Origin of the sequence: Jiangella endophytica (assembly GCF_003427025.1) — a bacterium.
GTDB lineage: Bacteria > Actinomycetota > Actinomycetes > Jiangellales > Jiangellaceae > Jiangella > Jiangella endophytica.
This window is the reverse complement of record NZ_QVAI01000024.1, coordinates 21,899-43,860: the sequence shown is the minus strand read 5'-3', so window position 1 is coordinate 43,860 and position 21,962 is coordinate 21,899. Positions and strand designations below refer to the sequence as shown.

General features: G+C 69.8%; 20 protein-coding genes and 1 tRNA gene. 8 read left to right on the top strand and 13 right to left on the bottom strand.

All coding sequences use genetic code 11. The annotated features are described in order from the left end of the window. The first annotated feature begins 196 nt into the window (after nt 1-196). From DZA62_RS31725 to DZA62_RS31710, 4 genes are all read left to right on the top strand, one after another. Nucleotides 197-673: a hypothetical protein gene (locus DZA62_RS31725; protein ID WP_157988029.1), complete on the top strand. Its 477-nt coding sequence runs from the start codon at nt 197-199 to the stop codon at nt 671-673. A gap of 606 nt (nt 674-1,279) precedes the next feature. Beyond that, nucleotides 1,280-1,465, top strand: coding sequence for a hypothetical protein (locus DZA62_RS31720; protein WP_157988028.1), 186 nt, complete (start codon nt 1,280-1,282; stop codon nt 1,463-1,465). Between the two features lie 738 nt (nt 1,466-2,203). Further along, nucleotides 2,204-3,289: a helix-turn-helix domain-containing protein gene (locus tag DZA62_RS31715; protein ID WP_198664411.1), complete on the top strand. Its 1,086-nt coding sequence runs from the start codon at nt 2,204-2,206 to the stop codon at nt 3,287-3,289. Then, nucleotides 3,286-3,789 (top strand): hypothetical protein, encoded by a 504-nt coding sequence (locus DZA62_RS31710; RefSeq protein WP_116952975.1) that lies wholly within the window; start codon nt 3,286-3,288, stop codon nt 3,787-3,789. Before DZA62_RS31715 ends, DZA62_RS31710 begins: the two co-directional genes overlap by 4 nt. A gap of 312 nt (nt 3,790-4,101) precedes the next feature. Here DZA62_RS31710 and DZA62_RS31705 read toward each other — a convergent pair whose 3' ends face one another. The 3 genes from DZA62_RS31705 to DZA62_RS31695 form a co-directional block, all read right to left on the bottom strand. After that, nucleotides 4,102-4,731, bottom strand: a complete 630-nt coding sequence (locus DZA62_RS31705) for a dihydrofolate reductase family protein (protein ID WP_116952974.1) — start codon at nt 4,729-4,731, stop codon at nt 4,102-4,104. A gap of 70 nt (nt 4,732-4,801) precedes the next feature. After that, a complete protein-coding gene (locus DZA62_RS31700; protein ID WP_116952973.1) occupies nt 4,802-5,644 on the bottom strand; it encodes a helix-turn-helix domain-containing protein in 843 nt (280 codons plus the stop codon). A gap of 379 nt (nt 5,645-6,023) precedes the next feature. Beyond that, a tRNA-Lys gene (locus DZA62_RS31695) sits at nt 6,024-6,096 on the bottom strand. A 141-nt stretch (nt 6,097-6,237) separates the two neighbouring features. On the opposite strand from DZA62_RS31695, the gene DZA62_RS31690 reads away from it, so the two are divergent. The 3 genes from DZA62_RS31690 (at nt 6,238) to DZA62_RS31680 (ending at nt 11,272) form a co-directional block, all read left to right on the top strand. Further along, a complete protein-coding gene (locus tag DZA62_RS31690) occupies nt 6,238-8,469 on the top strand; it encodes a glycoside hydrolase domain-containing protein (RefSeq protein ID WP_116952972.1) in 2,232 nt (743 codons plus the stop codon). A gap of 19 nt (nt 8,470-8,488) precedes the next feature. Next, nucleotides 8,489-9,757: a glycosyltransferase gene (locus tag DZA62_RS31685; RefSeq protein WP_116952971.1), complete on the top strand. Its 1,269-nt coding sequence runs from the start codon at nt 8,489-8,491 to the stop codon at nt 9,755-9,757. 144 nt (nt 9,758-9,901) lie between these two features. Further along, entirely contained in the window at nt 9,902-11,272 is a 1,371-nt protein-coding gene (locus tag DZA62_RS31680; protein ID WP_116952970.1) for an FAD-binding oxidoreductase, read from the top strand. Between the two features lie 602 nt (nt 11,273-11,874). On the opposite strand, the gene DZA62_RS31675 is transcribed toward DZA62_RS31680, so the two are convergent. Next, complete coding sequence (locus DZA62_RS31675) at nt 11,875-12,384, bottom strand: GNAT family N-acetyltransferase (protein WP_232827657.1); 510 nt, start codon at nt 12,382-12,384, stop codon at nt 11,875-11,877. A 63-nt stretch (nt 12,385-12,447) separates the two neighbouring features. Further along, on the bottom strand, nt 12,448-13,341 hold the full coding sequence (locus tag DZA62_RS31670) for an alpha/beta fold hydrolase (protein ID WP_116952968.1): 894 nt from the start codon (nt 13,339-13,341) through the stop codon (nt 12,448-12,450). Nucleotides 13,342-13,420: 79 nt separating this feature from the next. Here DZA62_RS31670 and DZA62_RS31665 point away from each other — a divergent pair, with 79 nt between their 5' ends. Continuing rightward, a complete protein-coding gene (locus DZA62_RS31665) occupies nt 13,421-13,897 on the top strand; it encodes a MarR family winged helix-turn-helix transcriptional regulator (RefSeq protein ID WP_116952967.1) in 477 nt (158 codons plus the stop codon). Nucleotides 13,898-13,901: 4 nt separating this feature from the next. On the opposite strand, the gene DZA62_RS31660 is transcribed toward DZA62_RS31665, so the two are convergent. The 8 genes from DZA62_RS31660 to DZA62_RS31625 all read right to left on the bottom strand — a co-directional run bounded on the left by DZA62_RS31660 (nt 13,902) and on the right by DZA62_RS31625 (nt 21,815). Beyond that, on the bottom strand, nt 13,902-14,507 hold the full coding sequence (locus DZA62_RS31660; RefSeq protein ID WP_116952966.1) for an HD domain-containing protein: 606 nt from the start codon (nt 14,505-14,507) through the stop codon (nt 13,902-13,904). Next, nucleotides 14,504-14,767, bottom strand: a complete 264-nt coding sequence (locus DZA62_RS31655) for a hypothetical protein (protein WP_116952965.1) — start codon at nt 14,765-14,767, stop codon at nt 14,504-14,506. Before DZA62_RS31655 ends, DZA62_RS31660 begins: the two co-directional genes overlap by 4 nt. Continuing rightward, on the bottom strand, nt 14,764-16,056 hold the full coding sequence (locus tag DZA62_RS31650; protein WP_116952964.1) for a hypothetical protein: 1,293 nt from the start codon (nt 16,054-16,056) through the stop codon (nt 14,764-14,766). Before DZA62_RS31650 ends, DZA62_RS31655 begins: the two co-directional genes overlap by 4 nt. 21 nt (nt 16,057-16,077) lie before the next feature. After that, the gene (locus DZA62_RS31645; RefSeq protein ID WP_116952963.1) at nt 16,078-16,971 is read right to left on the bottom strand and encodes a sigma-70 family RNA polymerase sigma factor; all 894 of its coding nucleotides are present in this window, start codon (nt 16,969-16,971) and stop codon (nt 16,078-16,080) included. A gap of 116 nt (nt 16,972-17,087) precedes the next feature. Beyond that, nucleotides 17,088-18,104, bottom strand: a complete 1,017-nt coding sequence (locus DZA62_RS31640; RefSeq protein WP_116952962.1) for a glycine betaine ABC transporter substrate-binding protein — start codon at nt 18,102-18,104, stop codon at nt 17,088-17,090. Nucleotides 18,105-18,167: 63 nt separating this feature from the next. Continuing rightward, nucleotides 18,168-19,043, bottom strand: a complete 876-nt coding sequence (locus DZA62_RS31635) for an ABC transporter permease (protein WP_116952961.1) — start codon at nt 19,041-19,043, stop codon at nt 18,168-18,170. Continuing rightward, on the bottom strand, nt 19,040-20,248 hold the full coding sequence (locus DZA62_RS31630; protein WP_116952960.1) for a quaternary amine ABC transporter ATP-binding protein: 1,209 nt from the start codon (nt 20,246-20,248) through the stop codon (nt 19,040-19,042). Before DZA62_RS31630 ends, DZA62_RS31635 begins: the two co-directional genes overlap by 4 nt. A gap of 325 nt (nt 20,249-20,573) precedes the next feature. Further along, on the bottom strand, nt 20,574-21,815 hold the full coding sequence (locus DZA62_RS31625) for an acetamidase/formamidase family protein (protein ID WP_116952959.1): 1,242 nt from the start codon (nt 21,813-21,815) through the stop codon (nt 20,574-20,576). Nucleotides 21,816-21,962 lie beyond the last annotated feature (147 nt).

The window sequence follows — 21,962 nt, the reverse complement described above, 5'->3', positions numbered from 1 at the left end:
TCGATCTGGCTCGACGACGCGACCGGAGACTTGATCATCCAGTCGTGGAAGGCCGTCGAGTCGACGGGCGGCGAGCACAACGCAGATCCCGCTCGCGGTCAAGTGCGAGGAAAGTGCGACGAAAGTCCACGCTTCTAGCGTGTGCGGGGACGTGCCCCAGACGGTGGGCCGCCATCGACGAGAAGGGACACGGCGCATGCGCATGCTCGCCGGAGATCGCCGACCAAGGGCCGCGGGCCGCATCGCTCGAGGTGTGATGTGCCTGATGCTGGGGGCTATGGGGCTGGTCGGCGCGAGTGGACAGGCACAGGCTGCGGATAGGCCTGATACCGATGCCAACTGCTTCAGAAGCGGCTCGGTCGGCGACGCCGTGTGGAACATCAGTCATCCCAACGGATATGTCACCTTCAGGTCCAAGGGCGAGATCCTCAGGGTCCAGGACTACCGCTCGAACGGGTGGCGCATCGTCGCCAAGGTCAGCTGGTGCGACGCGAACGGGAACTGGCGTCCGTACATCTATCGCGACAGCGGACCCAACGACGGTCCAGTCGACCAGGAATATTACGACTTCGACTTCGCGGAAGGCCGCATATTGATCATCGAGGTCTGCGAATGGAAGCCGGCAACCGGGCAGGTGCGCGGGTGTCGCGATACCAAGGGGTTCCCCGCCTGATCTCCGCCAGGTCAGGTGCTGCTACCCGTTTCTGAGGGCTCCACGCCCGCTAGAGGTGCGCGTGGCGGTGTTGCCGGGTCGTCTGAACTTCGATGAGTTCAGACGACCCGGCACACCGTCGTGCCGCCGCTGCCGTGCCCGAGGCGACCGGCCACCGTGCAGCGTCGTGTCGATGCCCACCTTGGCTACGAGCCGCCCGAAGCGCTGCGTTACGCAATCAGGTACACGTTCAGTCGCACCATCCGGCGAGAGCGAGGAGAGGTGCAGGTCGGGGTTGAGTTCCAGGCCCAGAGCCGCAAGACGCATCTTCGACCGCCCGACATGTTCCCTGCGCAACTCCACAGTCTCAACGTCGAGCACAACTCGACGATCGGCATGCGTCTTGGTTGACGTCTCCCACCGCTTGCGACCGTGCTGCCCATGCTCCCGCCAATGTGCAGCACGCGGTTGTCGAGGTCCAAGTGCATCAACGTGATGGCACATCGGACAGCGCGCCGAAAGGCTCCGCTCAGGATCCAGTGAATCTGCCGGACGGTGGAGTCCGCCAGGGGACGGCATGTGTGTGGGCGACAGCGACGATCGCAGTCGTGCTCTGACGTGGTTCGTTTGATCGGTTCCGTCATTGCCGCCGCAGTGCTCACGACACCGCGCCAACTCGGCGTCGAGCGAGTCGAGCATCTCTTCGTCGATCGTGCCGACTGGTTCCTCACCGATGAAGGGCAGCACGTGCTTGTCCACGTCACCTGGTACGTAGCCCTGGGGTTGAATCCCAGCTTCGCCTCTTTGAGATGACTGAGCTTCGCATTGGTGCGGGATGGCGCCGCTCGGCAACGGCTCGATGCTGCCCCGCTCTCCGCGAAGTGGCATGCCCTTACGCTCACTCATGCCGGTTGGGTGGCCGGTGGCGCGCACGATGCTCCGGAGTGCGTTCGTGCCACGCACCGTCGACACGTGACTGCATGGTGGCGTTTGGCCTGGTCAGATGGGGTGGGCCCCCAGGGGATCGAAACCGACAGTTCGTGCCACGAACCATGCCACGCGACCGCGTCTGCACAAGTCGCACGCGGGCAGATCCGGCACGACCGCGACTGTGGCGAGGCGCGGATTGGCCATGAGGTCTTCTTCATCAGCAAGGTCGTGGACGTGTGCGAGGTCGTGCAGCACGTGCGCGTCTGGCGGTGGCACGAGGTTGCCGTCTCTGTCGGCCGCCGGCCAGGCAATGGCATGAAGGTTCACATGGTCATAGGCCTGCGTGAAGACAGCCTTGAGCAGGTCATCGCCGCTGAGACCGGGCTGGGCCCTGGGTCGCGATCTGTTCGTCGGGCAGGCGGAGCAACGGGTCGGGTACGTCTGCGTCCACGGAGCTCGTAGGCCAGCAACGAGGACAGTGTCTACGGATCGCCGGAACCCATCGATGCTCCTTCCCCGTGATCTCGACCGCAGTCTAGAGTCCAAAGGTCGCCGCTTACGCGGGCCGGATTCGTTGCCACGTACTCGAAGGTGTGCGATATTCGCACTATGGCGGGTGGTGTGGAGAGCTGGGAACAGGTGGGCCTTCGGGTTCGCGAAGCACGGATCGCGGCTGGGCTCAGCCAGGTCCAGCTCGCGGGCCTGCTGGGCGTTGACCGCTCTGCTCTCGTGCGCATCGAGAGCGGACAGCGTCAGGTCTCTGCCTTGGAGCTCTTCCGGCTGTCGGATCACCTCGGGGTGCCGCCGACTCACTTCGTCTCCGCGCCGACTCCTGCCATCGTGTCGCAACGGATGGATCTCGATGAAGCCGCTCAACCTGCGGCGCGCGACCGGTTCCGCTTGGACGCTGTCCTCGAGGCTCATGCACGTGACGCCGATTTTCTGCGGGCTTGCGGCCTTCTCCACGACGGCATCCGGCTGTCACCAGAACCGGTGGCGAGCATCGCCGATGCCCAAGTCTTGGCAGCATCAGCACGGGTTGCCATCGCCCATGACGATGGACCCTTGCCGGGCATGGCGTCGATAGCCGAGTCCTTTGGGCTCTACATCCTTGTGGCAGCACTACCTGGCGAGGGTGCGTCACTGCGTCTGGACGACCGTTTCGGCGTTGCGATCGTCGGCGCTGGCGCTCCGGCGGGTCGGCGCCGATTCACCGCCGCCCACGAACTCGGCCATCATTTGCTTGGCGACGAGTATCAATCAGACATCGGTGTCGCGGCCAGCCGCGATGAACGTGAGCGCCTCATCGACGCGTTCGCAGCCGCCTTCCTGCTGCCAGAGGCCGTCGCTGTCAGCCGCTGGACGCATCTAGAGGGTTCAGAGCGCGAGCGATTGATTCAGCTCGCCGCCGAATTCCGTGTGTCCTGGAGCGTCGCCGTGAAGCTGGCACAGCATGCTGGCCTCATCGCGCCTCAGCAGGCTGGCAAGCTGCGTTCTGAGACCCCGCAGCGAGGCGACTTCTTGGCTATCTGCGGTGCTGAGCCTGCAGAAGACTTGCGCGCAGGAGAGACGGGCCCAGCATGGCGTCGCGCCGTGATGGCCGCGTACCACGATGGCACGGTGACGCCGGCCCGGGCCATCGAACTCTTGCATGGTGCGCTCGACGAGTCCGATCTGCCTGACCGCCGGGACGACGCATTGCCATGACCGACCTTGTCTGGGACACGTCGCCGATCCTCCATGCTGGCCGCATTGATCGACTTGATGTCCTGGGCGACATCGCGTCGGGCTGGAAGAACGTGACAACCGCAGCTGTCGTCGAGGAGTTGGAGGCCGAGGGCGTCGCGCTGCCCGGCTGGCTGGACGTCGTCCACGTCGATGGCCTGGCAGAACTCGTCGCTCTGGGATCCTGGCTCCAGCGGGTATCAGCCGGAGCGCGCAATCGGGGGGAAGCAACCGTGCTGGCGTGGGCGGAGGTACACGGAGCCATTCCGATCATCGATGATCGGAATGCGCGTGCGGCGGCACAACGTGGAGGCCTCGACGCCCACGGCCTGCTCTGGGTAGTCGCCGCAGCCGTCAAGAGCGACCGAATCACCAGGCCAGCCGCGAGCGGATTTGTGGACGCCATGCTCGCTTCAGGCGCGCGGTATCCTTTCGAGCCGGGCGGCTTCGTCGACTGGGCAACCGAACATTCGCTCCTGTAGCAGCCGTTTGGCCTGGTCAGATCGGCGGGCCCAGGGGATGGAAACCTGAACCCGCGAATCAAAGGGACCCATGACACCGTCTGCTGCGGCCCTGAGCAGCAACAGTGGTCTCGTCGAGGCCCTCTGGAGGTACCTCCAGCAACGCTGGCCGCCAGGAGTTGATGCCTCGATGCATACCGTGGCTGCTGGCAGTTCCGTCGCGACCGCGAGAGATCCCGACAAGGGACGGGGCAACCGTCACGTTCGGAGCCGTGCCCAGTGCGATCAGCAGGTGCGACCTGCCGTGCAGGGCTGGGCGTGAGGTGGCCAGGCTCAGGGACGTATCGTGAACCGAAGATGCAGCACGCGGTCACCCTGGATGACCACGTGAGGTTCGTCGAGCAGGTGTTGGCGGTCGATGTCTCCGAAGTAGCGCCTACCCGACCCGAAGACCACGGGCACCACGTCCATCGCCACCTCGTCGACGAGTCCGGCGGCGAGGACCTGGCCTCCGACCACCCCGGCATTCACGATGACGGTCCGGTCGCCTGCCAGCTCCTTCGCCGTGGCGACGGCCGTCGTCACGTCGTCGACGAAGTGGTAGGACGCCTCGGGATGCCATCCGTCCGGCTTGGGCCGATGAGACACGACGACCACGTGGTCGCCCGCGGGCGGCTGGCCCTCCCAGCCGTTCACGAGGTCGAACAGGCGCCGGCCCATGACGCTGGCGCCGATGCCTTCCCACATGGGTCCGACGTACTCCGCCGAGGCGCTGGACACCTTGAAGTCGACTCCGGCACCGGAGTGGTCGAACTTCTCGGGCCCGTCGGGCCTCCGGTTGCTGGGCGGCGTGATCGGGGTGTCTCCGCTGAAGTACCACTCATGCAGTGGCCCGACGTCGTCGTTCAGATCAGCGATGAACCCGTCGACAGACACCACGTTGTGCATGATCACGTTTCCCACAGGATCTCCTTCGGCTGCAACACTCGACGCCGATGCTGCCAAGGAACGTGATGTCTGGTCTTGTAGAAAATCACTCGGCCGGCATCGGCCCGTTGTCCGGAGGGAAGTCCTCGTCGGCGGGGTGCCGGCGCCGAAGCGCCAGGTACGCCGACGGTGTGACGCCGGTGAACTCCTTGAACTCCTTGCTGAAGTGGGCCTGGTCGAAGAAGCCGACAGAACTGGCCGACTCCGACCAGTCGACCGGACCGCGCGCATCGGCCGAGAGGATCAGCCGCGCGAAGCGATAGATCCGCGCCAGCCGTTTCGGGGTGAGCCCGGTGTGGAACTTGAACTGAGCGGCCAGATGATTGCCGCTGACCCCAGCGTCCTTGGTCAGCGTCCCGATCGAGACGTTGCCCCAGGCGGCCTCCACGCACCCAGCCGTCTGAGTGACCAGTTGGAGTCCACGCGAGGGTGCGGCGACGAGCCGAGAGCGCAGTTCGTCCTCGAGCACCTGCAAGGCCCCGCCGACGGTCTTGACGGCAGCGATACGGCCGCGGAGCCGGTCCACGGACCGGCCCCACACCCCATCGACCGGGACACACCGATCCCGCAACTCAGTGGACGGCAGGTCGACGAAGGGTGACAGGCCCCACGGCTTGAAGTGCACCCCGACCAACCGCGCCGGGGACGGGAACTCGATCACGAAGCGTCGGGTCCGCATCCCCATGAACCAACCGTCCTCGAGCACCATCGGTGGCACGTCCGGGTCCGCGTCGTAGAGACGCACAGGCCCACCCATGGTGATGAACAAGTGCGCGGACGGCATCGGTGGGACGTTGAGTCGAGGGTGGCGCGGCACCCCGCTCAGGCAGTAGATGTCATCGATGAGCCCGTCCAGCGGCGGTGCCGGCACGCGGCTCGTGTACTCCACGAGGCCATTCTCCCGTGCTCGATCCAGGCCACTTGGACAGCAATAGACCGGAACCGGAGGCAAGCGGTCGATCGTCGCACACGCCGGTGCGTGGAAGATCAGTTCACGTCATGGGTCGTGTGCATGGCGACATCGTCTCGGGACTGACCTGCAGCGTCAGCCCATCGAGCAGGCCGACGTCGAGATCACGCATGATGCCGAGCTCTGCCGGTCGCGGCTCGAGGATCCGCTGCTCAGGTGTTCGAGAATTGCGCAAAAAGCCGATCCCAGCTGTCGAACGGAGGACCGGCGGACCATCGCGTGGCATGAACTCGTGTCCGCCAGAGTGACCAGAGTGACCGAATCGGTGGCGCCAGCCCACATCGGCGCAGCTCAGCGGTGGGCCCCCAGGGGATCGAACCCTGAACCCGCGGATTAAAAGTCCGCTGCTCTGCCAGTTGAGCTAGAGGCCCCGCGGACAGGCTACCCAGTCCGGCCTCCGGCGGCCGAACGCGCGTCACCCCGAACGGCCATACCTCGCCGTTACACCTTGACGGGCAGGACACGGGGAGTTCATATCGACGCTACGGATCGGTCACCTCGGGACAGGCAGAATGCAGAACATACTGGACAGCGTTGATCCCTTCATCGGCACCATGGCCACCGACCTGCCGCCCGCCCAGGGACTGGCCGCGACGTGGTGGTGGCCGAAGGCGCAGGTCGGAAACACCCACCCGGGCGCGAGCTACCCGCTGGGCATGGTGTCGGCGTGCGCCTACTCCGGCGCGTACCCGACCGGCTACGGGGTCTACCGCATCAGCACCGAGGGCCAGCCGACACAGTTGTACGACCGGAACCAGGCGTCCGGGTTCACGCACTTCCAGCAGTCCGGCACCGGCGCCATCCGCAAGTACTACAACTACTTCCGCGTCACCCCGATGATCGAGCCGCTCGACGCGCTCGGCACGCTCTGGCAGCTGCACGACGAGGTCGCGGAGCCGGGGTACTACGCGGCGACGCTCGACACCGGCATCAGGTGCGAGGTGACGGTCGGGGCGAAGACGGCCGTGCACCGCTACACCTTCCCCGAGAGCCGCAGCGCCCGCGTCGTCGTCGACTTCTCGTACGGCGGGCTGGCCATCGAGCACGGCCGGACGGTGCCGTTGCGGGCCCACCTGCAGAGCCTGGGCCGCGGGCAGGCGGAGGGCACGCTCGGCATGGAGGGCGTGCCGCTGTCGGTGTTCATCGAGGCCGACACCCCGGACTGGCGGCAGCTGCTGTGGTACGACCGCCGGCTGGTCGACGGCGGGACGCGGCTGGACTTCGACTACATCCGGCGCACGACGCTGCGGCCGTTCGGGCTGATCCTCATGGGGCCGGCCGTCGCCGGGCAGACGGTGGAGCTGAAGATGGGCTTCTCGCTGCGCGGGACGGAGCAGGCGAGGGCCAACCTGGAGGACGAGCTGGGGCTGGGCCGCACCCGGTTCGACAAGTGCCGCTCGCGCACCCGCAAGAAGTGGTCGTCGTACTTCGACCAGGTGAAGGTCGACGGCGGCACCGAGGCGCGGCGGACGGTGTTCGCGACGAGCCTCTACCACTCGCTGATCAAGCCGTGCTTCGCCGACGACGAGAGCCCGTTCTGGCCGACGCCGGGGCCGTTCGTGTTCGACATCTGCACGATGTGGGACATCTACAAGACGCAGATCCCGCTGATCACGGCGCTGGCGCCGAAGCGCGGCGCGGCGCTGCTGGAGTCGCTGATCCGGGTCTGTGAGGAGGAGGGCAACTTCCCCATCGGCTACCGCATGGCCAAGGGCGCGGACCGGTTCTTCCGGCAGGGCAGCGCGCTGGCGCACACGGCGCTGGCAGATGGCTACCTGCTCGGCCTCGACGGCATCGACTGGGACTGGGCTCTGGTGCACATGCAGGACGACCTGCGCCGGGTGTACGGCGAGGACTTCCTCGAGAAGGACGTCGTCCACCCGATCACGCACACGCTCGACCTCGCCTACGGCTACCACTGCACCGCCGTCATCGCGCGCGGCATGGGCGACCGCCGCCTCGCCGACGAGCTCGAGCAGCGGGCACGGCACTGGGTCAACGCGTTCGAGGCGGAGACCGGGCTGCTGAAGAAGTCGACGTACTACGAGGGCGGCCGGTGGAACTACTCGTTCCGGTTGCTGCACGACATGGCCGCCCGCATCGGGCTGGCCGGCGGCGACGACCGGTTCGTCGACATGCTCGACGCCTTCTTCGGCTACGGACGGCCGCCGGTGCGGCAGCTCGGCACGCCGCCGTTCGGGGACGAGTACCGCGAGGGCGCGGCGCTGCACCGGTTCGAGGGCCTCAACAACGAGCCGGACATGGAGGCCCCGTGGGCGTACCACTACGCGGGGCGCCCCGACCGGACGGCGCAGATCGTCCAGGCGGCGCTGACGTACCAGTTCGCGCCGACGCCCGGCGGGCTGCCCGGCAACGACGACTCCGGCGCGCTGAGCTCGTGGTACGTGTGGGCGTCGCTGGGCCTGTTCCCCGTCGCCGGGCAGAACCTGTACCTGGTGAACGCGCCGGCGTTCGCCACAGCGAGCCTGGAGATCGGCGGCAACGAGTTCCTGATCGAGACGATCGGGCATCGCGAGACGCCGATCAGCAGCGAGTCGGGAACTCCGCCGGCACCGCAGTTCGTCCAAACGGCAACTTTCAACGGCAAGCCGCTCGACAGCGGCTTCATCACGGGAAACGAGCTGCACGGCGGTGGCCGCCTGCAGATCGAACTGGGCCCGGAACCCTCGGCCTGGGCGACGAAGGAGCGTCCGCCGTCGGTCTCGGACCGTCCACACGGTTAGAAGACTCGGAGGTGTTGCCATGAGCCGACCCACCCGCCGCCTGGTGATCGTCGTCCGCGCCGATCCGGTGATCTGCGGCCATTCTGGCGAGGCCCGCAACCTCGCCGAAGTGGCGCTCACCCGAGGGTTCGACGACGTCCGCATCGTGACCTGGCCGATTCCTGCGCTGCAAGCGGCGGGCCTGCCGCTCAAGCCGCTGGACTCGATCCTCCCGTACAGCGCCGGCATCACCGTCGAGCGGCCGGAGCCGGTCGGCGACTACCGCGTCCCGGACGGCCGGTTCACCCTCGGCCTGACCAGCCGGCTCTACGAGCTGTTCACCGACGGCGTCCCGACGGTGTGCATCTCGATGTACCTGACTCCGCACACCAACGTCGTCGTCGAGGCGCTGCACGGCGCGCGGGCCATCGGCGCCGGGTTCGACGTCACGACCATCGCCAAGGCGGTCGGTTCGGACATCACCAACATCGTCCGCACCAGCATCGCCGAGGGCCGGGCCGGCGCGGCGGCCTTCCTGCTGACGACGTTCCTGGCCAACGACGCGTGCGTGGCGGTGTCGGAGTACACGCGCGACCTCATCGTCGAGTCGGCGATGCAGGTCGACGCCGCCTGCGGGACCCGCTTCGCCGAAGAGTGCGCCGCCCGCGTCAGCGTCAGTTACCCGCCGATCGACACCGGCGCGTACGTCGACCTCGACCCCGCTGCCGTCGACGCGGCGCTGGCCCGCCGCGGCCTGCGTCGCGACGGGTACGTGCTGTTCCTCTCGCGGGTCACGCTGGCGAAGGGGGTCGACGACCTCGTCGCGGCCTACCGGGCGTCGGCCGGGCGCGAGAAGGTGCGGCTGGTCGTCGCCGGCACCGGGCCCGAACTGGCGCAGATGCGCGACCTGGCCGGCGGCGACGACCGCATCGTCTTCCTCACCGACGTGAGCGACGAGGAGAAGCCGCTGCTGATGACCGGGAGCGCCGCGTTCGCGCTGCCCAGCAAGCCGCGGCCGGAGTTCGTCGAGACGTTCGGCATCGCGCTGGTCGAGGCGATGCTGTCCGGCGGCGGACCCGTGATCACGACGACGACCGGCGGCATCCCGGAGTCGGTCGGCGACACCGCCATCGAGATCGCGGCCGGCGACCCGGCCGCGCTCGCGGCGGCGATCGACCGCGCGGTGCTGGAGCTGACGCCCGAGGACCGGCAGGCGGCGGCGCTGCGGGCGCGGGACTACGCGATGCGGTTCGACCGCGTCCGGGTCTTCGACCGGCTCATCGACGGCCTCGCCGTGCCGGCCGGCTGACTATGCGGAGGGACTGACAGAACGCTGACAGGACCTGGCGGAAAATCGTGCGCACTCTGTCAGTCCCTGCGGGTTGAATGGGTCTTCCACGCCGGGCGGGTACACCCATCCGGCGTGGAAGACCTCGAAGGAGAACCCGACCTCATGACCACGCTCGACGTCTCCGCTCTGCGCACCCGCTTCACCGGTCAGGTCGTCGCACCCGGCGACTCCGGCTACGACGGCGCTCGCGCCCTCTTCTACGGCGGCCACGACCCCAGGCCGGCCGTCATCGTCCGCCCGTCCAGCCCTGCCGAGGTCGCCGACGTCATCGCGCTGGCCCGCGAGACCGGCCTCGAGCTCTCGGTCCGCTGCGGCGGGCACAGCCCCGTCGGCCATAGCGTCGCCGACGGTGGCATCGTCCTCGACCTCACCCACCTGCGCGCCATCGCGGTCGACGTCGACGAGCGCACGGTGTGGGCGCAGGCCGGCCTCACCGCGGGCGACGTCACCAAGGCGGTCGCCGAGCACGGGCTGGCCATCGGCTTCGGCGACACCGGCACGGTCGGCATCGGCGGCATCACCACCGGCGGCGGAGTCGGCTACCTGTCCCGCAAGCACGGCATGACCATCGACAACGTGCTGGCCGCCGAGGTCGTCACCGCCGACGGCCAGATCCTGCAGGTCGACGACGGCAACCACCCCGACCTGTTCTGGGCCATCCGGGGCGGCGGCGGCAACTTCGGCGTCGTCACCCGGTTCAAGTACCAGCTGCACGAGGTGCCGGGCGTCGTCGGCGGCCTGATCCTGTTCCCGGCCACGCCCGAGGTCGTCCACGGGTTCATCCGCGAGGCCGCGGCGGCGCCCGAGGAGCTGTCGGTCATCGTCAACGTCATGCCGGCACCGCCGATGCCGTTCATCCCGGCCGACCAGCACGGCTCGCTGGTGGTGCTCGGGCTGGTCTGTTACGCGGGCCCGGCCGACGAGGGCGAGAAGGTGCTGGCGCCCATCCGCGCCTTGGCCGAGCCGATCGCCGACCTCGTCCGCCCCATCACGTACGCCGAGATGTTCATGGACGCCGAGGGCGACGACGAATACCACCCCACCGCCACCGCCCGCACGCTGTTCGCCGACGAGCTCGACCTCGAGCGGGTCGCGCAGATCGTCGAGCGGCTGCGCACGGCGCCGGCGCCCATGCGGGTGGCGCAGTTCCGACCGCTCGGCGGCGCCATCTCCCGCGTCGCCGACGACGCCACGGCCTACGCTCACCGCGGCCGGGCGTTCATGGTCAACATCGCCTCGTTCCTCGACGGCCCCGACACCAAGGCCGAGCGCGAGCAGTGGGTCCTCGACACCGCCGCGGTCGCCGAGAACGGTGGCTCCGGCGCCTACGTGAACTTCCTCGCCGACGACGGCGCGCAACGGGCGCGGGAGGCCTACCCGGGCGCCACCTGGGAGCGGCTCACGCAGCTGAAGCGGCAGTACGACCCCGGTAACCTGTTCCGTCGCAACGTCAACATCCCGCCGGCCGGCTGACCCGCCACCCGGTCGCCGCGGCACAGCGGCGGCCGGGCTCGGTCGGCGGCTAGATGTTCTGACCGGAGAGCCCGATTGTCGGTGGTGGAGCCGGCAGTGTGCTTGTGGACAACGATGATCATCAACGATCGCATACAACACCAGAACGCCTCATAGCCACGCCTCACGTGTGCCGGCCTCATTCGGACCGGTCGCCTTGGCAAGGCTCACGGCCCCGCAAACCCGGACGAGTCGGACAGCCGGGCGACGGTGGGCCTTGCCAAGGACATGGCCGGCTCTGCCAAGACCAGCCACGCCGTTTCCACACCTGAAAGACCAGCGCGCTGAACGGACGCTCCGTCATCGCCCACGACCGCGAGAGTCACTCGTCAAGGGGGTGCCAGGTGTGGAGCCACTGGGGCCATGGGTTCGCGGCCGACTACGAGAACATCTCCACCGCTCCACGTTCGCAGCCAATGCCGACGGCGCTGTGCTAGTCGCCCGCGTCGCTCGAAGCGCGCCGTCTGCCCTCTGCCGTCCGCGACGCGTTCGCCTGGAAGCTCGGCGACGACACCATCGTCGCGGCTCACCAGCTCGACCGCCGGCCGCGATGTCGTCGTCGCCTACGACATCCCGTCCTCGTCCTGGAGCTCGCCCTCCAGGAGGCTCATGAGCACCATGTCGTGCCAGCGGCCGTCGTGGCGCAGGGTGTCGCGGGCCCGGCCCTCCTCGACGAAGCCGAGCTTCCGGTAGACGCGGATGGCCGAGGCGTTGGCGTCGGCCACCCACAGCTGGATGCGGTGCAGCCGCATGGCCGCGAAGCCGTAGCGGCAGATGAGGCGGGTGGCCTCGGTGCCGTAGCCGTGGCCCCAGCAGTCCGTCTCGCCGATGTAGATGTCGAGCTCGGCGCCGCCGGTCTCGGGCTCGGCGCCGCTGAGCGCCACCAGACCGATGAGGCGGCCGTCGACCACGGTCTCGATGCCGAGGACGACGCGCTCGTAGGAGTTCTTCGGCCGCTCGGCGTACTCGTCGGCGAACCGTTCGGCGCTGACCGGGTAGCTGTGGGCGAACCACCGCATGACGTCGGGGTCGTGGTTCCAGCGGTGGTGTGCCGCCGCGTCGGAGGGTTCCATGGGTCGCAGCCGTACGAGATCGCCGGTGAGCAAGCGGCACTCCGTTCGTCGAAGGGTGTCCGGTCACCCAAGCAGTCCCGCCGATCGGGCGACAACGTGTTTTCCGGTGTCGACGGAGGCCAGGAAGTCGAGCAGGACCGAGGCCAGCGCGGCCGGTGCTTCGAGGGCGGCGTAGTGGCCGACGCCGTCGAGCTGGGCGGTCGCGATGTCGTCGCGGGTGAGCTGCCGCATGGTGTCGGCCGTGAACGAGCCGCCGCCGGCGCCGACGGCGAGTACAGGCGCCGTCACCGGGTGGGCCTGGGCCAGCGCCCGGAACTCCTCGCCCTCGGCGAGCATCGACCGGTAGAGGCCGGCCGCTCCGCGCCAGCCGTCCGGCCGCGCGTAGCTGCGGGTGAACTCGTCGACGTCGGCATCGGTGATCGCACCCCGCACGGCGGTCAGACCGGGGAAGGCCCACTCGCCGAGGAACGCCCGCTCCCGGCCGGCCAGCAGCAGCTCGGGGGCGCCGGGCGCGGCCAGGACTCCGATGTGCCAGGAACCGCCGCGGGTGACGTCGGCGAGTGCTTCGAGGCCGAACCCGGCGAGCCCCAACTCGATCGCGGTGAGGCTCAGCACGTCATCCGGGTGGCCGGTGACCAGACGGTAGACGGCGCCGCCGGCGATGTCCTGCCCGGTCACGTGCACCGGTCCGACGCCGAGATGCTCGATGAGGCCGTGCAGGTCGCCGGCCGCCGTCGCGCTGTCATAGGCGTCGTCGGCGGCGCTGGAGTCGCCGAAGCCACGCAGGTCGGCGGCGAAGACGCGGTGCGTGGCGGCCAGGCGCGGGATGAGCCGGTGGAACGCCCACCAGGTCTCGGGGAAACCGTGCACGAGCAGGATCGGGCTGCCGGACGCGCCGGCGCTGACGTAGTGCAGCCGCGTGCCGTTCACATCGGCGGTGTGGTGGGTGACGGACATCGGTCCACTCCTGAAGGTAGACAACCATGTTGTCTATCCGACGATAGACAACATGGTTGTCCATGTCTAGGGTGGGCTCATGTCGCGTTCCGGCGCCGAGTTGGCGCTCCTGCTCCTGGGCGGGTACCGCTCACTCGTCGACGGTGCGATCGCCGAGCTGAGCGCCCGCGGCCACCACGGTGTGCGCCCGGTCCACGACTTCGCCATGCGTGCCATCGCGGCCGGCGCCGACAACGCCTCGGAGCTGGGCCGGCGGCTGTCGGTGTCGAAGCAGGCCGCCGCCAAGACCATCGCCGTGCTGTTCGAGCGCGGTTACGTGGAGCGCGGCCCCGACCCGGACGACGGGCGGCGCAAGCGGATCACCGTCACCGCTCTCGGCTGGGAGGTCATGCGCGAGGGCGAGGCGATCTTCGACGAGCTGCGTCAGGCCTGGCAGCACCGGCTCGGCGCGCGGGAGTTCGCCGAGTTCGAGGCCCGGCTGGCCGCGCTGGTCGGTGACGCGACGGTACGGCCCGAGTCCGCGGGCTGGGTGGCACACGAACTCGACGAGGGCTGACGCCTCAGGCGGGATCGGCGGCGAGGTGCGCGTAGACGCGCTCCCACTCGGCGAAGAGGGCGGCCAGCCGCGGGTCGACGGTGGCGAGCGGGACGAGGTGGCGGCGGGTCTCGGCGTAGTAGGTGCGCTGCTTCTCCGGCCGCGGATGGGTGTGCAGGCGCTGCACGTTGCTGTACCGGTCGGCCAGCTTGAGCCGCAGCGTGTCGGGCGGCAGTCCGCCCAGGTGCTCGAGGTAGCGCAGCCGGACGGTGGCGCCGTCCTCGCCCGGCGCGGGCGGCGGCTTGGTGACGTCGGCGACCAGCGCGGCGACCCGCGGCCCGAACCGTTCGGCGACGTCGGCGAGGGTGGCCGGGGTGTCCTCGACGACGTCGTGGAGGAGCGCGGCGGCGATCAGGTCGGTGTCGGTGACGTCGAGCGCGGTCGCGAGGATCTCGGCCACCTCCAGGAGGTGCCGGGTGTACGGCTCGCCGGCCGGCCGGGTCTGCCCGGCGTGCCGTTCGGCGGCGAACGCGTAGGCGGCGGCCAGCCGGTCGAGGTCCGGGCCGGGCAGTCGTCCGGTCAGTGCCGCGCGGGCGTCGTCCCAGGTCGTCCAGGAGTCGAACGTTCTCACGCGTCACCCGCCGGCAGGGTCGCGCGGTACTCGGCCCAGGTCGGCAGCGGCTCGGCCGGTGCGTCGCGGCGGATCCGCACGTGCTGCAGCTCGTGCGGAATGCCGCGACGGCGCAGCTCCTCGGCGGCGGCGTTGAGGGCGGCCTGGGCGGCGCCGGCGTCGGGATAGCGGCGCTCGTCGATGACGAAGGCCCCGGTGACCTCGCCGTCGGTCGTGGTCACGTACCCGATCCACACCCATGCATGGTTCGTGTCGGTCACCGTGCGTCGCTCCTGGTCTCGTCGTGGTCGAGGGCGGCCGCCTCGGCCTGCATGCGGCGGACCCGGTCGCGTTCCCGGTCGGTGACGGCCACGAGCGGCTTGTAGACGGTGTTGTGCTCGAGGTCGGCGGCGACGGAGGCCCGTTGCGTGATCAACTGTAGTTCGAACGGGTAGGGCAGCCCGCCGACGCGCACGCCGATGATGAACGGCACCACGCGGTAGGCCGGGTTGTGCGGCTTCGGATCGGTGTAGCGGCTCTCCCAGTCCAGCACCCGTCCGCCGTCGCCGACGCCGTAGCGCTCGACGACGGCCGCGGTGAGCGCGGCCAGCTCGGCGGTGTCGCCGACGGTGATGCGCGCGCCCACGGCGTCGAGGATGTCGCCGACGCGGTAGCCGGGGCGGGCCGAGCGGTTCTCGCCGCCGGCGGACATCCGCCCGACCTTGTCGACGAGGCCGTGCGCCGTCTTGACCCGGGCGCTCACGGCGGCGTCCGGGTAGGCCGCGGTCAGCGCCTCCAACTCGGCCCGCACGTACGGCATGACGTCCTCGACCAGGCGCCGGACGTAGTCGTCGAGCCGGCTCCGCTGCTGCGGCGTGGGGTCGGCGCCGACGTCGCGGGCAGGGTCCAGCCGCGTCGCCGCGGCGACGAACAGCGCCTTGCGTGACCGGCCGTCCGCCGTGGTCAGCGCCTCGTCCGGCACCGGATCGAACAGCGGGCCGCGGCCGGGACGCGCGGCGAGGTGCTCGTCGAGGCTCCGGTCGCCCAGCGCGCGGCCGTCGGCGAGCTCGGCGAGAACGGCCAGCGTGCGGGCGCGCAGCCGCGGGTCGCGGAGCGCGCGGGTGAGGTCCAGCGGGTAGTCGACGTCGGCCAGCAGCCGCGTGACCACGGCCGCGACGTCGGCGTGCGGCCCGGACAGGGCGGACGTCACGGCCGCGGTGGTGTCGTCTGCCGGACGGGTCGCGGCCGGCGCCGACGCGGCGGCGCCGGTGGCCGGCCGGCGCAGCGCGTCCAGTTCGCGGGCGACCGACGCGACCACGGCGGAGACCTCGGTGCCGAGCCGGTGGACGTCGTCGGGCAGCCGCCGGTGCGCGCCGTCGAGGGCCGTCAGCAGACCCGCGTCGACGTGACGGCGGGCCCGTTCGGCCAGGGCGCGCACCCGCGCCAGTTCGGCGCGGACGTGCTCGGCGACGTCGCCGACGGCCGCCGGGAGCTCGCGCTCGTGCAGTTCGCGTAGTCCTTCGGCGCCGTCGGCGATGGGTCGCTCGCTGTCGCCCTCGCCGCGCGGCATGCGACCCAGCGTCTCACGACGTCAGTCGTCGAGCAGTTCGATGTCGAACGCGCCGATCCGGTCCGGGTCCATGACGATCTCGATCTCGACCACCCGGTCGCCGGCGACGGTGAACGGGCACGCCCCGCCCAGGCGACCGCACGCCATCCAGACCAGGCCGGGGGCGCCGTCGATCAACGCGCGCCGGGTGTGCCGCGCTCGCTGGAGGAAGACGTCCGCGACGGCCTGTGGTCCGTGCATCACGCTGCTCAGCGGGGTCGCGCCGCGGGCCCGGGCGGCGAGGGAGAGGTCGACGGCGACGTCGTCCGCCCGCATCACGACCGCCGGGTCCAGGACCGCGAGCAACGCGCCGAAGTCACCCAGCCGCGACGCCGCCGTGAAGGCGTCGACGACGACGCGCTGCCGCCGGAGGTCGTCCGTGCCGAGCCGGTGCGACTGTGCCCCATGCACCCGTCGCCGGGCCCGGCTGGCCAGCTGCCGGGTGGCGACGGACGACCGGCCGACCAGCGGTGCGATCTCGTCGAACGGGACGGCGAACAGATCGTGCAGGACGAACGCCAGCCGCTCGGCCGGCGCCAGCGTGTCCAGCACCACCAGCAGCGCCGGGCCGACGGCGTCGGCGAGCAGCGCCTCGCGCTCCGGATCGGTCCCGTCGACCGGCGGCTCGGTCATCAGCGGGTGTTCGCGGCGCGCCGTCCGCGACCGCAGCATGTCCAGGCAGATCCGCGCGACGACGGTGGTCAGCCAGCCGCCGAGGTTGTCGACGCCGGCGGTGCCGGTTCGGGCCACGCGCAGCCACGACTCCTGAACGGCGTCGTCGGCCTCGCTTCTCGACCCGAGCATCCGGTAGGCCACGGCGCGTAGATGCGTGCGGTGGTCCTCGAACTGCCGTGCCAGCCAGTCGTCCTCAGTCATCGGTCACTTTCCTCCGTCGGGCTCTGTCAGTGCCCTGACGGACGGGAGGCCGAAGGTGTGACACAAACGCGACTGGCGGGGCCGCGACGCGGCCCCGCCAGCACGACGAACGACGGTCAGGTCAGCGAGCCGGCCCGCCAGTTCTCGACGAAGTCCGGGTTCGCGTCCAGCCACTGGGTGATGGCGCCGGCGTTGTCCTCGCGGTTGTTCTGCACGACCATGAGGTCCTCGATCTCCAGCAGTTGGTCGTTGGAGAGGTAGAGGTTGCGGATCAGCTGCGCGGCGTTCGGGAATTCCTCGTGGAAGCCCGGGCGGCCCAGGCTGTAGAGCCGCTCCGCGTCGCCGAGCGCGCCCTCCGGGTCCTCCAGGTCGCGGATGTCGTACGCCGCGTAGGCCCAGTGCGGGTGCCACAGCGTGACGGCGATGTCGTCGCCCGAGCTCATCGCGCTGTCCAGCTCGGCGAGCATGGCCGGGGAGGACGACGTCGGGAATTCCCAGTCGTCCAGGCCGTAGGTCGGGATGACCTCGTCCTGGGTCTGAGCGGTCAGCCCGGCGCCGGGCTCGATGCCGACCAGCCGGTTGCCGTACGCGTCGGCCTCGCCGGCCAGGTCCTCGAGCGACTGCGCCGGGGAGTCGGCGTTGACGGCGATGGTCAGGAAGCCCTCGTCGAACCAGCAGCCGACGTCCTCCAGGTCGTCGCCGAACTGCTCGACGTAGGAGGCGTGCGTGTTGGGCAGCCAGGCGTCCATGAGGATGTCGATGTCGCCGTCGGCGACGCCGGTGTAGGCCGGGCCGGCCTCCAGCTCCTCGAACTCGACGGTGTAGCCCTGCTCCTCGAGGGCGACCTTGGCCAGCTCGGCGACGACGTAGTTCTCGTCCCAGCCGGTGAAGACGCCGATGGTCAGCGTCGTCGAGTCGTCGCCGGTGCCCGCGGCGTCGGGGATCTCGGTGTCGCCGTCGGCGGGCTCGCAGCTGCTGCTGTCGACGTCGCCGATGGTCTGCACGTCGGCGCCGCCGCCGTCGCCGGAGCCGCCGGCGGTGGTCCCGCCGCCGCTGTCGTCGTCGCCGCAACCGGCGAGGACGAGACCGCTCGCGGCCAGGCCGGCCACGAGGGTGAGGGTGGACTTGCGCATGATTCTCCTCTGGATTCGACTACCAGGCACTCTGGGTTCGAGGACCTACTCGTGAAGCGACGTTCAGGCGCGCACTCTCGACGCCCGGACGACTGGGGCGCGGTCGGCCAGGGCCGAGACCACACGGTCCAGGTAGATGGCCAGCACGACGACGGCCAGACCGGCCTCTACGCCGCGAGCCACGTTCAGGGACGACAGACCGGCCACGACGTCCAGGCCGAGCCCGGCCGCTCCGACCATGGCCGCGAGGACCACCATCGACAGCGACAGCATGATGACCTGGTTGATCCCGGCCATGATCGTCGGCAGCGCCAGCGGCAACTGGATCTGCCGCAGGATCCGCGCCGGCGACGACCCGAACGCCTGGCCGGCCTCCACCACCTCGGTGTCGACCTGCCGGATGGCCAGTTCGGTGAACCGGACACCGGGCGGCATGGCGAACACGATGGTCGAGATCATTCCGGGGACGACGCCGATGCCGAACGCGCCGAGCGTCGGAATCAGGTAGACCATCGCCGGCATCGTCTGCATGAAGTCGAGCACCGGCCGCAGCAGGTTGCTCACGGTCGGCGAACGAGCCGCCCAGATGCCCAGCGGCACCGCGATGAGCGTCCCGATGAACGCGGCGACCAACACCAGGGACAGCGTCTGCATGGCGCCGTCCCAGCGGTCCATCGCCGCGATCAGGTAGAACCCGACCACGGTGAAGACGGCGAACTTCCACGACCGCACCGCCCAGCCGAGGGCGGCGAACAGCACGATCATGACCAGGAACGGTGGCGCGCTCAGCACGTCCACGACGGCGCTGTAGGCGCCGTCGAGCACGGTGTCGACGAGGTCGAGGACCGGCTGGAAGGTGTCGGTGAACCAGTCGAACGCGTCGGAGACCCAGGTGCCGACCCGCAAGCGCGGATCCAGCGGGTCGAAGGAGTCGCTCATCGGACCACCTCCAGATCCGGCTGTGCCTCGGCCAGGCTGGCCATCGCGGTGAGCAGCGTCACCCGCGGGATCACGCCCAGGAGCCGGCCGTCGTCGTCCACGACCGCGAGCGGCAGGACCGACTCGGCCGACGGCGCGAACAGCTCGGCCAGCACGGTGTCCGGGTGGACGGAGGCGACGTCGGAGTCGACGATCGACTCGAGGGTGCTGTCGCCGCGGTTGACGCTCGCGACGACCGCCTCGTCACGGACGACGCCGCGCAGCTTGCGGTCCCGGGCGACGACGAACGCCGCGCTGAGCTGCTTGTCGCGCATGCCGTGCAGCGCCACCCGCGGCCCGGCCGACGCGTTGACCTGGAGCTGGGCCGGCACCATGACGCTGGACGCCGTGAGCACGCGGGTGCGGTCGACGTCGGCGACGAACTGCGCGACGTAGTCGTTCGCGGGGTCGCGCAGCACCTCCTCCGCCGTCCCGACCTGCACGATCCGGCCGTCGCGCATCACCGCGATGCGATCGCCCAGCCGCATGGCCTCGTTGAGGTCGTGCGTGATGAACACCACGGTCTTGCCCAGGCTGGCCTGGAGCTCGAGCAGCTGGTCCTGCATCTCGCGCCGGATCAGCGGGTCCAGGGCGGAGAACGCCTCGTCCATCAGCATGATGTCGCTGCCGGCCGCCAGCGCGCGGGCCAGTCCGACCCGCTGCTGCATACCGCCGGACAGCTGGGCCGGATAGCGGTCCTCCCAGCCACCCAGCCCGACCAGCTCCAGCGCCTCGGCGGCCTTGGCACGCTGCTCGTCCTTGGGCCTGCCCTGGATGTCCAGCGCGTAGGCCGCGTTCTCGGCGACGGTGCGGTGCGGCAGCAGCGCGAAGTGCTGGAAGACCATGCTGATCTTCCGTTGCCGCACTTCACGCAGTTGCGCCGCGCCGATGCCGGAGATGTCGACGCCGTCGATGTAGACGTGGCCGGCCGTGGGCTCCCACAGGCCGTTGAGCATTCTGATCAGCGTGGACTTGCCCGAGCCGGAGAGGCCCATCACGACGAAGATCTCGCCCGGCTGCACCTCGAAGCTCGCGTCGATCACCGCCGGGGTCGCCCCCTGCGCCACGACGTCGGCACGGCTCGCGCCGTCCCGGAGCCGTCGAACGGCGTCGTCGGCGCCTCGGCCGAAGACCTTGAACAGTCCTTCCGCGCGTAAGGCGGTCACGCCCTCCCCTTCGTTCGTCTGCCACGCGACGCACCGGGTCCACCGGGCGCGCTTCGGCGCCCTTGAATCAAGGCGGCCGGTGAGCCACGCGACGAGCGACGCGAGCGAGGGCGAAAGCGGCACCGCAGGCATGAGCCCGCGCCATCGGCCGACAACCTCAACCGCGTCTGGTCTGGTTCGGTCGCTGGTGACGCTAGCCCAACCCGGTGATCGTCGGCCAACCGAGGACGTCCGGAGCAGCGGAATTGTGACGAGGGCAATGCCGAATGGTTACCTGCTGAGACGTCGACCGTCCACGATGTGGGACGGTCGACGTCTCGCGGCGTCAGCGGCGGAAGACGCTCTTGGGGATGTAGCCGGTGACGACCTGGGTCCGGTCGACGACCTCGGCGTTGTGGTAGTTCACGGCGATCGAGGCGAACGAGTAGGCCTTCGGGACCGTCAGTCCCTGAGTGGTGACGAGGAAGTCGACGGTCTTCTCGACGGCGATCCGCATGGCGCGGTCGAGGTCCCAGTGGATGCCCATCATCATCCAGTGGTCGTCGGTCTCGGCCCAGGGCAGCTCGGTCGCGACGTTCTTGATCACCGTGATGCGGAACGTGCCCGACAGCGAGTGCTCGACCGCGGTGCCGCTGACCTCGCCGTCGCCTTGGCAGCTGTGCGGGTCGCCGATGAAGACCTGCGCGCCCGGCTGGAAGACGGGCAGGTAGAGCGTCGTGCCGACGTTGAGGTCGCGGACGTCCATGTTGCCGCCGAACTTCCCGGGCGGCGTGGAGTTCTGCACGCCGGTGGCCGGCGGCGGGGCGTCCTCGGTGTTGCCGATGAACTCACCGGCCGGCGACGCGACGGCGATGATCCCCATGAACTTGTGCGTGGGGATGATGATGTCGTCGGAGAAGAAGACGACCTCGCGGCCGCGGTGCATGCCGGTCCGGTAGAGATGCGTGCGCACGTCCGGCCAGACGCCGGCGGGCAGGTCCGGCGGGATCTGCGCCGGGATGTCCAGGCCGGCGTCGCCCTCGCGCCAGCCCGGGTAGAACTCGGCCATGACGCCGCTGGTCGGCGCGGTGTTGTTGAAGCCGTACGGCACCCGGGTGTCGATGTCGATGATGTCGATCGCGATGGTGTCGCCCGGCTCGGCGCCGCGGACGTTGATCGGGCCGGTGAGGACGTGGCCGCCGTACTGCCGGTTCGCGGCCTGGCGCTCGGGCAGCGTCTCCCAGAACGCGATCCCGTCGGACAGGATCTCGCGCGGCTTCACCCCGAAGGCGCCGAAATAGTCCCGCGGGTGCACGTTCGGGTTGGTGAAGCCCTGGTGGGACAGGGTGTCGACGCGCACGGTCTGGCCCGAGCGCATCGTGACGGCCGGCTCCCAGCCGATCGGGAAGCCGCCCCAGTGCAGGTGGTCCGGGGTGGACTTCACGTGGTGGTCGTACTTCATCCGGCCACTCTGCCCGTTGCCGGCTTGGGCAGAGGTGGTGCCGCCGATGGCGGCGGCGAGCGGGACGGCGAGGCCGGCCGCCAGCAGGCTGCGCCGGCTGGCCGTGCTCCAGTGGTGCGTCGACATGACGACTCCCTTCGGGCAGGGGGCGTCGCGGCGGGGGATGAATCTTGTATCCGCGACCAGGAGTCACGGTCGCGGGCTCGTGTTGCGCCCGTGTTCCATGATCATCAACCTTTCGTGTCGCCATCACGACCAGAAAGGTTGATGATC

Coding starts and splice junctions, on each gene's coding strand:
- DZA62_RS31635 (WP_116952961.1), bottom strand. CDS start 19,043: ATGAGCGACTCCTTCGACCCGCTGGATCCGCGCTTGCGGGTCGGCACC.
- DZA62_RS31645 (WP_116952963.1), bottom strand. CDS start 16,971: ATGACTGAGGACGACTGGCTGGCACGGCAGTTCGAGGACCACCGCACG.
- DZA62_RS31665 (WP_116952967.1), top strand. CDS start 13,421: ATGTCGCGTTCCGGCGCCGAGTTGGCGCTCCTGCTCCTGGGCGGGTAC.
- DZA62_RS31670 (WP_116952968.1), bottom strand. CDS start 13,341: ATGTCCGTCACCCACCACACCGCCGATGTGAACGGCACGCGGCTGCAC.
- DZA62_RS31640 (WP_116952962.1), bottom strand. CDS start 18,104: ATGCGCAAGTCCACCCTCACCCTCGTGGCCGGCCTGGCCGCGAGCGGT.
- DZA62_RS31680 (WP_116952970.1), top strand. CDS start 9,902: ATGACCACGCTCGACGTCTCCGCTCTGCGCACCCGCTTCACCGGTCAG.
- DZA62_RS31725 (WP_157988029.1), top strand. CDS start 197: ATGCGCATGCTCGCCGGAGATCGCCGACCAAGGGCCGCGGGCCGCATC.
- DZA62_RS31710 (WP_116952975.1), top strand. CDS start 3,286: ATGACCGACCTTGTCTGGGACACGTCGCCGATCCTCCATGCTGGCCGC.
- DZA62_RS31625 (WP_116952959.1), bottom strand. CDS start 21,815: ATGTCGACGCACCACTGGAGCACGGCCAGCCGGCGCAGCCTGCTGGCG.
- DZA62_RS31690 (WP_116952972.1), top strand. CDS start 6,238: ATGCAGAACATACTGGACAGCGTTGATCCCTTCATCGGCACCATGGCC.
- DZA62_RS31675 (WP_232827657.1), bottom strand. CDS start 12,384: ATGGAACCCTCCGACGCGGCGGCACACCACCGCTGGAACCACGACCCC.
- DZA62_RS31650 (WP_116952964.1), bottom strand. CDS start 16,056: ATGCCGCGCGGCGAGGGCGACAGCGAGCGACCCATCGCCGACGGCGCC.
- DZA62_RS31685 (WP_116952971.1), top strand. CDS start 8,489: ATGAGCCGACCCACCCGCCGCCTGGTGATCGTCGTCCGCGCCGATCCG.